This window comes from Echinicola salinicaeni (assembly GCF_014280965.1).
GTDB lineage: Bacteria > Bacteroidota > Bacteroidia > Cytophagales > Cyclobacteriaceae > Echinicola > Echinicola salinicaeni.
Map to the genome: position 1 here is coordinate 409,516 of NZ_JACODZ010000006.1, position 13,023 is coordinate 422,538.

General features: G+C 39.4%; 11 protein-coding genes. 5 read left to right on the forward strand and 6 right to left on the reverse strand.

Going from position 1 to position 13,023, the window contains the following annotated elements; translation table 11 throughout:
- Positions 1–111 precede the first annotated feature (111 nt).
- Entirely contained in the window at positions 112–1,902 is a 1,791-nt protein-coding gene (locus tag H7U17_RS13965; RefSeq protein ID WP_186757350.1) for an ABC transporter ATP-binding protein, read from the forward strand.
- Positions 1,903–1,942: 40 nt separating this feature from the next.
- Here H7U17_RS13965 and H7U17_RS13970 read toward each other — a convergent pair whose 3' ends face one another.
- From H7U17_RS13970 to H7U17_RS13980, 3 genes are all read right to left on the reverse strand, one after another.
- Positions 1,943–2,716, reverse strand: a complete 774-nt coding sequence (locus H7U17_RS13970) for a LytR/AlgR family response regulator transcription factor (protein ID WP_186757351.1) — start codon at positions 2,714–2,716, stop codon at positions 1,943–1,945.
- Between the two features lie 40 nt (positions 2,717–2,756).
- Positions 2,757–3,614 (reverse strand): carboxylating nicotinate-nucleotide diphosphorylase, encoded by an 858-nt coding sequence (nadC, locus tag H7U17_RS13975; RefSeq protein WP_186757352.1) that lies wholly within the window; start codon positions 3,612–3,614, stop codon positions 2,757–2,759.
- Between the two features lie 96 nt (positions 3,615–3,710).
- On the reverse strand, positions 3,711–4,118 hold the full coding sequence (locus tag H7U17_RS13980) for a DUF4783 domain-containing protein (protein ID WP_230981418.1): 408 nt from the start codon (positions 4,116–4,118) through the stop codon (positions 3,711–3,713).
- A 193-nt stretch (positions 4,119–4,311) separates the two neighbouring features.
- Here H7U17_RS13980 and gpmI point away from each other — a divergent pair, with 193 nt between their 5' ends.
- Positions 4,312–5,835, forward strand: coding sequence for a 2,3-bisphosphoglycerate-independent phosphoglycerate mutase (gene gpmI, locus H7U17_RS13985; protein ID WP_186757353.1), 1,524 nt, complete (start codon positions 4,312–4,314; stop codon positions 5,833–5,835).
- Between the two features lie 6 nt (positions 5,836–5,841).
- The gene (locus tag H7U17_RS13990; protein WP_222439211.1) at positions 5,842–6,408 is read left to right on the forward strand and encodes a hypothetical protein; all 567 of its coding nucleotides are present in this window, start codon (positions 5,842–5,844) and stop codon (positions 6,406–6,408) included.
- 79 nt (positions 6,409–6,487) lie between these two features.
- Here H7U17_RS13990 and H7U17_RS13995 read toward each other — a convergent pair whose 3' ends face one another.
- The 3 genes from H7U17_RS13995 to H7U17_RS14005 form a co-directional block, all read right to left on the reverse strand.
- Positions 6,488–8,017 carry a sodium:proton antiporter gene (locus H7U17_RS13995; RefSeq protein WP_186757354.1) on the reverse strand — a complete coding sequence of 510 codons (1,530 nt, stop codon included), beginning with the start codon at positions 8,015–8,017 and terminating at the stop codon, positions 6,488–6,490.
- A gap of 192 nt (positions 8,018–8,209) precedes the next feature.
- On the reverse strand, positions 8,210–9,436 hold the full coding sequence (locus tag H7U17_RS14000; RefSeq protein ID WP_186757355.1) for a Glu/Leu/Phe/Val dehydrogenase: 1,227 nt from the start codon (positions 9,434–9,436) through the stop codon (positions 8,210–8,212).
- A gap of 330 nt (positions 9,437–9,766) precedes the next feature.
- Positions 9,767–10,858 (reverse strand): anhydro-N-acetylmuramic acid kinase, encoded by a 1,092-nt coding sequence (locus H7U17_RS14005; protein ID WP_186757356.1) that lies wholly within the window; start codon positions 10,856–10,858, stop codon positions 9,767–9,769.
- Between the two features lie 166 nt (positions 10,859–11,024).
- Here H7U17_RS14005 and H7U17_RS14010 point away from each other — a divergent pair, with 166 nt between their 5' ends.
- Positions 11,025–11,753 carry a type III pantothenate kinase gene (locus H7U17_RS14010; RefSeq protein ID WP_186757357.1) on the forward strand — a complete coding sequence of 243 codons (729 nt, stop codon included), beginning with the start codon at positions 11,025–11,027 and terminating at the stop codon, positions 11,751–11,753.
- Positions 11,737–13,020 carry a hypothetical protein gene (locus tag H7U17_RS14015; protein WP_186757358.1) on the forward strand — a complete coding sequence of 428 codons (1,284 nt, stop codon included), beginning with the start codon at positions 11,737–11,739 and terminating at the stop codon, positions 13,018–13,020. Before H7U17_RS14010 ends, H7U17_RS14015 begins: the two co-directional genes overlap by 17 nt.
- The last annotated feature ends 3 nt before the right edge of the window (positions 13,021–13,023 follow it).

Consider the following 13,023-nt stretch of genomic DNA (forward strand, 5'->3'; position numbering starts at 1 on the left):
TGAGGAAATCGTCCTATGGATACTATTTTCTTTTGATCTACTGAACTTTATCAATTGTAAACCAAATCATGTACATTTGTAGCCGCAAATGTATAAGCACCCGACCAAATTATGGCAAAGAAGAAAAAAGCGCTGGAAGAACACGAAAAAAGAAAGCTCAATAAGAAGAACCTACGCAAACTGATAGGGATATTCAACTTTGTATTGCCTTATAAAGGCGTATTTATTACAGGCTTGTTTTTCCTATTGTTCTCCAGTTTGACCTTATTGGCATTTCCTTATGTTGCGGGTAAGTTGATTGATACGGCCCAAGGTAAGGAATGGATTTTTAATGATATCAATATCATTGCTTTGGTATTGATAGGGATTTTATTTGTGCAAAGTGTTTTTTCCTTTTTTAGGGTATGGTTATTTGCCCAGGTAAGTGAAAAATCAATGCGTGATATTCGTTTATCGCTGTATAGTAGATTGGTGAATTTGCCCATGAGTTTCTTTGATAAGCGAAGGACTGGGGAGCTGATCAGTAGGATTACTTCTGATGTAAGTTTATTACAAGACACTTTTTCCACTACCCTTGCAGAATTGTTCCGTCAGATAGTGACGCTGTTGGCAGGTACGGTTTTTCTTTTTATCACCACGCCAAGGTTGACTTTGTTTATGTTGGCTACTTTCCCTGTGTTGGTTATCATCGCCATGGTCTTTGGAAAGTTTATCCGAAAGCTGTCCAAAGAGACCCAAGATCAATTGGCCAATGCCAATGTGATTGTTGAAGAGACTTTGCAGTCGATTACTACGGTAAAGTCTTTTGCTGGGGAGTCATATGAGTCTGCGAGGTATGAAAAGGGATTGAACAAAGTGGTGAAGGTTGCCTTAAAGGCTGCAGGATTTAGAGGGGCATTTATCTCTTTTATCATCTTTGCTTTGTTTGGAGGTATCGTGGCGGTAATGTGGTATGGTGCGATGATGGTAAGCACAGGGGCCATGAGTATCGGAGATCTGGTTTCATTTGTACTTTATACGACTTTCATTGGAGGTTCTATTGCAGGGCTTGGAGATATTTATGGTCAGGTTCAAAAGGCTATTGGTTCATCAGAGCGGGTGCTTGAAATCTTGGAGGAAGCTCCTGAGGAGTCTTTGGCAGATTATCAGGATGCTCGTATTACTGGGGATGTGGAATTCAATAATGTAAGTTTCAATTATCCTACCCGCCCAGACGCTGCAGTATTGAAAGATATTCAATTCTCCATCAGGTCAGGAGAAAAAATTGCTTTGGCAGGCCATTCAGGTGCGGGGAAGTCGACCATTATTCAGTTGTTGATGAAGTTTTATTCCATTCGTTTTGGAGAGATCAAAATTGATGGAAAATCCATAAAGGATTGGAACTTGAAACAATTGCGTTCAAATATTGGGATTGTACCCCAGGAGGTTCTGTTATTTGGTGGGAGTATTAGAGAGAATATTGCCTATGCAAAGCCAAATGCAAGTGAAGAAGAAATCATTAACGCTGCTAAAAAGGCAAATGCATGGCAGTTTATAGGAAAGTTTCCAGAGGGATTGGATACCCTTGTGGGTGAACGGGGTGTGAAACTATCAGGAGGTCAAAGGCAGAGAATAGCCATAGCGAGAGCGATATTAAAAGACCCATCTATTTTGATTTTGGATGAAGCCACTTCTTCATTGGACGCCGAATCTGAGGCTTTGGTTCAGGAAGCTTTGGATGAACTGATGAAGAACAGGACCACCATTGTTATTGCGCATAGGTTGGCGACCATTAGGAAGGTGGACAGGATTTATGTGTTGAAGGATGGTGAAATAGTAGAGGAAGGGAACCATGAAGTCTTGGCTACTCAAGAGGGTGGTTTCTATGCTAATCTGGTTAAGCTACAGTTTGCAGATCAATAATATGAATTGTATAAAAAACAAAAGCCAGTAAGTAGGATGCTTACTGGCTTACCCATTTTTTAAATTTGCTTACTTTTTCCCGGCTTACAATAATATCATTTTCAAAAGGCACCTTAGGAATGATTTTAAGCCTACTGTTCAAGTGTTTTTTGATGGTGTCTATTACCTCAATGTTTAAAATGATGCCTCTGTTGATCCTGAAAAACTGACTGGGGTCTAGTTGGTCTTCTAGATCCATCAATTTATAACTGATTTGATATTGGTTTCCAGATCCCATTTCTATGAGATAAGTTTGTCCTTGGTCAGCCAGGAAAAAGGCCACGTCGCTTTGGTTTTTGTAGAATAGCTGTTCTCCAGATTTTACCAAGAACCTGGATTTTTGGTGGTTTCCTCCTCCGGTGAGTCCCAAGATCTGTTTGCTGAAATGCAGTTTATTGTCTGAGCGGTAAAGGGATTTAAATTTTTCAAAGGACTTTGCAAGGCGCTCATCAGAGGGGTTGTCATTTATAAAGTCCAGACAATTCAAGGAGAAAGCTTTTTCAGTAACAAAAGGTTTAGAAGAAGTAAAAATGACAGGGATGAACTTATTCATCTTCTCAAAGGCATAAGGATGTAAGTCAATCAATTCATAGCTGCCCAAGATCAGGTCCACCCTGTTTCCGGCCTCCAAATAATGGATAGCTTCTTCCCATGAAGGTAAAACCTCCATGGTTTTGGCTTCTACACATGCCTGATGGATATGGTGGCTAAGCCTGTAGCCCTCTTCAGGTTTGTGAATGACCAAACAATGGATGAAATGATTTTTTGCTTCCATATATCGATTATGCCGATAAGTTTTTCGTTATAAAAAGGAATTAGTAGGCTTTTAGGCTGATGTCTAAGCTTTTTACATGATGTGTAAGGGCTCCAACAGAAATAAAATCCACGCCACACTCAGCGACTCCTTTTAGCGATTCTTCGGTAATTCCTCCAGAGGCTTCAGTGGCCATTTTGCCATCAATAAGGCTTACAGCTTCTTTCATGGCTTCATTACTCATATTGTCGAGCATGATTACGTCCACCCCTCCTACTGCTAAAACCTCTTTAACCTCCTTAAGATTCCTGGTTTCCACTTCAATTTTCAGATCAAGCAGGTTTTCTTTTAAGTATTTTTGGGTAGCCTGAATGGCGGCAGCAATACCTCCTGCGAAATCAATATGGTTATCCTTGAGCATGACCATATCGTAAAGTGCAAAACGATGGTTTTCTCCTCCCCCAATGGCAACTGCCCACTTTTCTAACATTCTGAAGTTAGGAGTTGTTTTTCTTGTGTCCAATAATTTCGCCTTAGTATGGGAAATTAATTGAGTAAGTTGATGGGTTTTGGTGGCGATACCACTCATGCGCTGCATGCAGTTCAGTACAAGTCGTTCTGTGGTAAGGATGGAAGCTGCTTTTCCAGCTACGGTAAGACCGATGTCTCCTTTTTTTGCCGTCTGGCCATCCTCCATCAAAAGTTTTACCTCTAAGTCAGTGTCATAAGAGTGAAAGATCATTTCAGCCAGTTTTAATCCAGCTATAATCCCATCTTCTTTAATGATTAACTGTGCCCTACCCATTTGACCTTTGGGTATTGAGGCCAAGGTGGAGTGGTCGCCTTCTCCAACATCCTCTTTAAAAGCCGATTGGATGAATGCCTCTAAATTTTCCTGAGTTAAGTAATTTTCTTTCACGGTGTAAAAATAAGAAAATTCAGGAAAGCAGCCTTTTTATAAGGCAATCTTGATGTTAAAAAGAAGCCGGAAATAAGGTTTGGGTAAATATTTAATTTACTCTTTGTTAAAGTCCATTGAGTAAATCAAGATGTCGTCATCTTTTATTTTACACTTGATTAGGATTCTAAAGTTGCCGTGTGAGCTTTGATAACTTCCTATATAGTATTGGATTTGGGACCCCGATTTTCCTTTGTGTACAATGTTAAAGTCTTCTGGAGGAAATTTTTTGAAGAAGTCTTTAAGAATCAGTTCTGCCTGGTTTTTGGAGTAGTCTCCCTCATTTCCATTAATATTAAGTTCTACATTACTCTCAAACATGGCAGAGAGATCCCTGCTTGAACCTGCTTTTAATGAAATGCTAATGCTTTTTTCATAATCACTGCCTTGGGACCAGCTTAATTGCGTGCTGGCCAGCATGGCGATCACAAAAATATAAAATGTATGGGTAATCAGTTTTTTCATTATTATACATTGCTCAAATTTTGAGCCAAAATTTATGATTGGTTGGTGAACTGTTTGAAGTGAACAAAAAAAGGTAATTTTTGATAAAAATAGAAGAAAATGTTGTTCAAATCCTTTTTAAATCAGGGAATGGAAAAATGGCTTAAGCCAGAGGAATTTCCTATCATTGCATTTAAATCTTTATATTTGCCTTATGGATAAAAAAGTTTTATTAATGATTTTAGATGGTTGGGGCTTGGCCACCAATCCTGAAGTATCAGCTATAGACAAAGCGAATACACCATTTATTGACAGCCTTTTTGAAAAGTACCCGCATTCCAAATTAGAAGCTTCTGGATTGGCTGTTGGTTTGCCTGAGGGACAGATGGGGAATTCTGAAGTAGGCCATATGAACATCGGTGCTGGTAGAGTTGTCTATCAAGATCTGGTAAAAATCAATAAGGCAGTAGACGAAGGTGACTTGAATGAAAATCCTGTGTTGAAAGAAGCTTTTGTTACAGCAAAGGAGAGGGGGAAGAAAGTACACTTTATTGGTTTGGTTTCAGACGGAGGTGTGCATGCCCATGTTAAACATCTTTTGGGACTTTGTGATGCGGCTAAGGCCAATGGGGTTGAAGATGCTTATATCCATGCCTTTACAGATGGGAGAGATACTGACCCAAAAAGTGGTCTAGGTTTTCTAGAGCAAGTACAGAATCACTGTGAAAATTCAACTGGAAAAATAGCTTCTGTCATCGGTCGTTATTATGCCATGGACCGTGATAAGCGATGGGAAAGGGTAAAATTGGCTTATGATGCCATGGTATTGGGTGAAGGAGAAAAGTCCAAGGACATTCTTTCTTCTATCAGAAAATCATATGCCAATGGTGTAACAGATGAATTTATCCGTCCAATTGTTCATGTGGATGAAAAGGGTGAGCCTATTGCCAAGATAGAAGAAGGTGATGTGGTTATCTGTTTTAATTTCCGTACTGACCGTGGTAGAGAGATTACCCAGGTTTTAACACAGGAGGATTTTGAAGATTATAAGATGAAGAAATTGGCGCTTCATTATGTAACCTTTACCAATTATGACGAAACCTTTAAAGGGGTGAATGTTATTTTTGAAAAGGACAATTTGAAGAATACGTTGGGAGAAGTTTTGGCAGCAAGTGGGAAGAAGCAAATCCGTATTGCCGAGACAGAAAAATATCCTCACGTAACTTTCTTTTTCTCCGGAGGTCGTGAAACTGAGTTTGATGGTGAATCCAGGATCCTTTGTAGCTCTCCAAAAGTAGCTACCTACGATCTTCAGCCAGAAATGAGTGCACATGAAATAGCCAAGAAAATAAATACAGAGCTGGACAAGAAAGAAGTTGATTTTGTTTGCTTGAATTTTGCCAATGCAGATATGGTGGGGCATACGGGGGTATTTGATGCTGCAGTAAAAGCTTGTGAAGCAGTGGACGAATGTACCAACTCCGTAATCAGCACAGCACTTAAAAATGACTATTCAGTAATTGTAATAGCGGATCATGGTAACAGTGATCTGATGATCAATGAAGATGGTTCTCCAAATACTGCACATACAACGAACTTAGTGCCTTGTATCATGGTTGATAAGAAGGATCGTCTAGAAGTGAAGGATGGTAAGTTGGGAGATTTGGCTCCTACTATTCTGAAGATGATAGGCGTGGACATTCCTGCAGATATGACAGGAGATGTTTTGCTAAAATAATTGACCTTGAAGAAACGATTTTCTATAGTATTGCTTGGTGGGCTGCTTTTCTCCTGTTCTGAAGGAGAAAAGCAGCCCTTGGCAAATCCGACCCAAATTGATAAATATTTTCCACTTAAGTATTTTGTAGAAGAGCAGATCAATAGGCTTGATGGCCATAAAATGGAGAAGCTCAGCATGATCAATGGGGAGGAACAATCCTCCGAAGGGGTGTTAGACAAAGAGGCCTGGCGTAAGGAATTGGATATTTTTATCCAGTCTGATATCAATAAGGCAGCCTATACGACAGCCTATGAAACTATTGAAAAAGAAAATATGCTTACGCATAGGTTAAAAGATGGGGCGAAAGGTTCCATCAAGTTGATTGAGGTAAGCTATGAAGAAGGATCTGACAGGGTAAACAGCATCCATTTTGAGTCAGAAGAAGATAATTTTTTTTATAGTTCTTCGGCGGAGGGAGTTTTGGAAATGAATGAGATGGGGCTATTGGAAGAATATGAGGTTCTGGGAGTCCAGAAAGTTTGGTTTTTGGATCCAAATAAGATAAAAGTAAAGGGAGCGTTAATTGACTGAGGTTGATGCATATCCTAAACAAAAAAGGGCTGAAACTTTAAGTTTCAGCCCTTTTTTGTTTCCTGCCAGCTCTATTCTATCAACTGAAAGCAAAAAAGATCAGCCAGATAATGATCAATACTGGAAGTAATATTGGTATGGAAAAGCGAATGATATATCCAAAGAAAGAAGGCATTTTGATCCCACTTTGTTCAGCAATAGACTTAACCATAAAGTTAGGTCCATTACCAATATAGGTCATTGCACCAAAGAATACGGCAGCTAATGAGATTGCCATGAGTTCAAATGCAGAATCATGATAACCGTCCATTGCGAATTGTTTCACCATCTCGACATCAGAAATGGAAGCGCCTTTGGAGGCCATGGCTGCAGCTAAGAAGTTCAGGTAGGTAGGAGCATTATCCAAAAATCCTGATAATAAACCTGTTCCCCAATACAGCGTATTGTGTGTGATCAATTCAGATCCCTCTGGGGATTTAGCGAAATTTCCCACCAATTGAAGTGCCGGCATCATGGTGCCAAAGATGCCCACGAAAATATAGGCAACCTCTCTGATTGGTTCGAAATTGAATTCATTTCCTTTAATAGCCCTGTCATCTGCAAATTTGTAAGAAAAGAATGCGACAGAGAACATGATGATTTCCCTAATGAAGGAGAATTTCATTCCATCATAATGTATGGCAGGAACCCAATCAATAACATTAGGATCTAAGAAAACAGAGATGATGATGATTAAAAGCCATAGGAAGTTTTTGGAACCTATTAATGACATTTTATTGCTATAAGTTACTTCTTCTATGGTCTCGTTGTCGTTTGCCCTTCCAAATTTACGGTCGATGAAGAAGAACGCTACAGAAAGGATTATCAATGCAATGGACCATGCGGGCCAGTTATGCTCCAATGTCCAGAAGAATGGAATTCCCTTAAGGAAACCCAAGAAAAGCGGAGGATCTCCGATAGGAGTTAATGAGCCGCCTACATTACTTACCATGAATATAAAGAAGATAATATGGTAAGCTTGGATATTGTGCTTGTTTAATCTGATGAAAGGTCTGATCAAGAGCATTGAGGCTCCGGTAGTTCCTATTAGATTAGAGATAATTGCTCCTATGATCAATAGTGTTACATTGGCAAGTGGAGTGGATTTTTTGTCCACTTTAATAAGAATACCTCCAGATGCTATATATAAAGACGAAAGTAATGCAATAAACTGAAGGTACTCGGCCAAAGCATGAATAGGCTGGTGGACATCATGAAGCACAAATAGGTAGTAAGAGACGACTAATATGGCGAGTATTACGGCGACTTTAGGGTAATTATGATGCCAGAAATCCTCATAGAAAAGTGGTCCAGTGGCAATCATCAATAATAAAACTACAAATGGGATTACTAACCAAATAGGAGCTTGTCCGTGTCCTCCTTCATCCTCTCCATGTTCTCCAGATACTTCAGAGGTGTGCGCGGAATCTGAAGGATGATCTTGATCTGTTTGTTCATGGTCCTGCGCTACTTCTGTTCTATGGTTATTATCAAGAGCCAGAACTGTCGGTGTACCCGTGTAAAATATAGCTCCCCAAATAATACCAAAAGCAATAATAATATTCTTCATTAAAATGAAATTAAATTTTTTTCGTCTTTGTTTACGCTGATTTTTATATAATTAGTTCAAAGAGTAGTTAGAAGGGTTTTGTTATGATTCCCCTAAACTACTCAATTTGCTCTATACCCACCAAACAAAAATTGTATGGTCGGGGTAAATTAATTTTGTGTTAATATTTATATCCTTAAAAAGGTATCGACACTAAATCAGTTGATTAATAGCTATTTCAAAAGATTTTCTTGCAATGCCTGTCTTTTCAGGCTGCATTTGATGAGTTTTTTTTAAAGCCCTTAGAATTGTTTGGCTTACATCCTCAAAAATTGCCTTGTCGGTCACTTCCGCTTGATCAGACATCAAATAGGCAAAGACCCTTGCCATTCCACAATTGGCAATAAAGTCAGGGATGACGGAGACTTCTTTATCTGTGGCCAAGCCTATGGGGCCGAAAAAGATTTCCTTATCCGCAAAGGGAACATTGGCACCACATGATATTACTTCTAAGCCGGCATTTATCAAGCGCGCTACCTGATTATTGGTAATTAATCTTGAAGCAGCTGCTGGAATAAATATTTCATGGGGAATGTCCCAAATTCTGTTATTGATTTCCTTGAAAGATAATAACTTCTCTGCAACCAATTTATTGCCCGACCTATGCGTGAATAATTTTCGTATTTCGTCAAGGTCAAAACCATTTTCATTGATCAGGCCTCCCGACTTATCCATAATGCCCACTACCTTTACCCCTTCTACGGCCAGAAAACAAGCTGCAGCAGCCCCCACATTACCCCAGCCCTGTATGATGACTCTCTTGCCTTTTAGTTTTCCTCCCCAGAGTTGGTAATAATGTTTTATGGCTTCAGCTACCCCAAACCCGGTGATCATATCCGCCACTTTATACTTTTTGGGGCTGTCTGGAGTATAGTGTGGGTCTTCTAAGATTTTGGAAACACCCTGTCTGAGTTGACCAATCTTTTTGATTTTTTGGGGTTCGGTAGCATGAAAGTGACCATGAACAATTCCTTCCTGCGGATGCCATAGTCCAAATGATTCGGTGATAGGGATGACCTCGTCAATTTCATCAATATTAAGGTCTCCTCCAGTACCATAGTAGCTTTTTAGGATAGGCATTACTGACTTATACCACCTTTTTAGGACTTGCTCTTTTCTCGGGTCGTTTGGATCAAAATTTATTCCTGATTTCGCTCCTCCTATTGGAGGTCCTGAAACAGTGAATTTTATTTCCATGGTTTTTGCCAAAGCTTCCACCTCTCTTCTGTCAAGACCTTTCCTCATTCGGGTGCCTCCCCCGGCCGCTCCTCCTCTTAGAGAGTTGATCACAGCCCATCCCTTAGCTTCTGTTTCACTATCATTCCATTCAAAAACTATCTCAGGTGGTTTGTCCTCAAACTTTTTGAGTGGTTCAATCATACTGGGGTTTTTTTAAGGTTTACAAAAATATAAAAAAAACTTATTTCTGCTATTCTTAAGTACTATGTTTGCTTTTTTTGTAAAAAAGGTGTGTTTATAGGTTGTTTTTTAAACCTGTTTTTATTGATTTTATGGTAAAAGTTAGCGGTCATGGTTATTTTGTTAAGGTTTGCTTTGTGCTTAGAATGTCCAAGTCAGGTACGCATTCTTTCAATTTAATGAATTTGTCCAAATGGATAAGCTTAAATGGGGAAAAAACGAATTGCCCCAAAGCCAAAGTTTATGCTAATGTAGGAGGATGTTCCTGTGGCATTATCCATTAAAAGGCATTTAAGAAATCAAGTCAGGTCGATAGTGTGTTCCGCCACAACTGTTTCTGCTTGCACCTGTTACAGAGGCAAGTGAATTAGCTTGTTTCCTAAGTTTTAGCACTCCCAAGAAAGCAAAAATAAGGGCTTCTTTAAAGTCTATGATTTCTCGTTCAGGTACTATTGCCAGTCCCTTGTTTCCAAGCTTATCTGATAGTTCTTTAATAAAAAACTGGTTATAGGCTCCTCCGCCAGTAATAAGTATTTTGCTTGTTGATTTAGTATTATGAGCAAGGACCACTTTACCTATCTGCTCTGCATAATGTCTAATCAATGTGGCTAGGATGTCCTCTGACGGAGTCTTTTCATTTTCTAATAATGGTAAAAAGCTATTGGCTATATCTTCTCTTCCAAGGGATTTAGCACCCTTTTGCTTATAATAAGGAAGGCTGTTAAGTTGGTCCAAGAGCTTGGGGATTAGTTTGCCACTTTTAGCCAATTTTCCCTGATCATCATAAGGCAATCCTTTTTTAGCGGCAAAATGATTAAGCAGTAGATTGAAAGGAGAAGTGTCAAAAGCCTTTCTCTTTCCTTCGCTTATCATGGAGATATTGGCGATGCCACCTAGGTTCAAGCAGAAGTCATAATCTTCGAAAAGGTAATGATCCCCTACTGGTGCCAATGGAGCACCTTGGCCGCCTAGCAAAACATCCTTGGTTCTAAAGTCATTGATTACGGGCAAACCACAGGCCTGCATTATACTCCAGCCACAGCCTATTTGTGTGGTCAGTCTTTTTTGGGGTTGGTGAAAAACTGTATGTCCATGGGAGGCTACTGCGTCGGGTCCTAGCTGATAGGTTTTACAGAATTCATGTACTTTTTCTCCCATCCATGTTCCAAATTCCCTGTCTAAAAGGCACAGTTCCTCTCCGGAAAGTAAGTGGGCTTGCGAAAGTCTTTTGCCCAGTTCATCAGGGAATGCAACAGTGGTAGCTTCAATTATATTAAAGGACCATTTTTGGTCAAAGACAAATCTGCAATGCGCCATGTCGAGTCCGTCACCTGAAGTTCCGGACATCAGGCCAATGATATGGTAAATATTGGAAGTATCCATCAGAGGGTTAAAGTTTGTTAAATTAAGATGCGTAAAGATAAATTTATACGATGGATTTCAAACTCGGATATTAAAATCATTAATTTAGGCGAAAATTTGGCCACCTGTTTTCAAGGCTGAAAGGTCAAAAATTGGTAGAACTAGAACGTTCAAAAAAGGATTTTGATTGAGGAATTTAGTCGTAGATATAGGAAATACCAGGATAAAATGTGCCTTGTTTGATGGCTTGGAGTTGATTGGGGAGGATAGTCTCAATTATGTAGATGAGCTTATCCAATATGCCAACAGCTTGAACTTTGATCAAGTCATTGTCAGCTCAGTGCGTTGGTCTAGCCAGGAACTGAAACTGATGTTGCCTTTTACCTTTTTATTTCTCGACAAGGAAACGCTCCTTCCGGTTTACAATAACTATCAAACACCTCATACATTGGGGCTTGATAGGTTGGCGGCAGCTATTGGGGCTTATAGTAAAGTGGGACATGGACCGGTTTTGAGTATTGATTTAGGTACCTGCATTACCTATGATTTCATTGATGAACAAGCGGCCTATTTGGGGGGAGGAATATCCCCGGGACTGCAGATGAGGTTTAGGGCCATGCATGAGCAAACTGCACGTTTGCCCTTGATAAATTTAGATTCTAAAGATCTCCATCCAGAATTGATCGGGTCAAATACCCTAGATGGAATGAAAAGTGGTGTTTATTTTGGAATTAAAAATGAAATTGAAGGTATGATTAGGCAATACCTTGGCAATCATCAGGATTTAAAGGTCTTTATTTGTGGTGGTGATGCAAAATTCTTTGAAAGCTTAACAAAAGACCACATATTTGTAATCCCCAATTTAGTCCTTCATGGCCTGAATAGAATATTAATTTACAATGTCAATAAAAACTAGACTGCATCTGCTAGGCGTCTTTTGCGCCTTTTTTATATTTAATCAAGCGAGAGGACAAATCGGTTCTTCTACCTACAGTTCCATTGGAGTTGGAGATATGAACAATTCTGGCCTGACCCAAAACCAGGCAATGGGTGGCTTGGGTATTAGTTATGGTGATGCCTGGTCTGTGAATCAGGTGAACCCGGCATTATCCGTAAAAAATAATGTTTTCAATTTTCAGGCTGCATTTAATTATAAGCGTTATCAGGCGAGAACAGAAGAAAGCAGTGCGACACTTGATGGTGGAGGCTTAAGCTATGTGGCTGTTTCTTTACCTATAAGTCCTAGGAAATGGACGATGGGACTGGGATTGAACCAAGTGAGCGCTGTGGATTACGAACATATCATTGAAAGTGATGTGGTGAATTCGGATTTTACTGCCCTTAATAGAATAAGAGGGCGTGGTGGAGTCAGTGAGGTTTATTTAAATACAGGTTTTGAATTGGTGAAAAACTTCAATGTAGGTTTGCAGGGAAGTTATGTTTTCGGGTCTACTATTGCCAGAGAGCAATTATCATTAGTGGATGACGAAGGCGCTTTGACTGGTTTGATTACTGAACTATATGATAGGCAAACAGTAAATGATTTTTCACTTAAGGGTGGCGTGCATTATACAGCCCGTACAGGGGATCGAAGCAGGCTTAACTTCGGTGCGATCTATCAGGCATATGGAGATCTAAAGACAAAACGCTATACAAAAGTTGCGGAAGATGGACAAGGTACAGATCCTGATTCTGACGGAGAGCTGATTTACAATAATGAAATTGGGAGTATTTATTTACCTAATAAATTAGGTTATGGTATATCTTTCGAAAAAATTAATAAATTTGTAATTGGACTTGAAGCTCAACATCAGGATTTTACGGAATATAGGTCCTTTTCTGATGACAATACAGGTTTAGGAAAGTCTTTTAAAGTTGGTTTAGGCGGGCAATTTGTTCCCGACATTTATTCTTTGGAGAGCGTATTTATGCGTTCTACTTTCCGAGCAGGAATTGAATTTGAGCAAACCCCATATCTTATTAACCAAAATAAGGTCAATGATATTGGCATCAATTTTGGAGCTTCTGTTCCTATGAGCAGCTTATCACTTTTGAATTTGGCTGTCAAGGTGGGACAGAGAGGTACAACAAGTAATGGACTGGTTCAAGAGAATTATTTCAAATTCACCTTGGGCTTTTCCATCAATGATAACAGTTGGTTCTACAAAAAAGTATTTGAATAAACA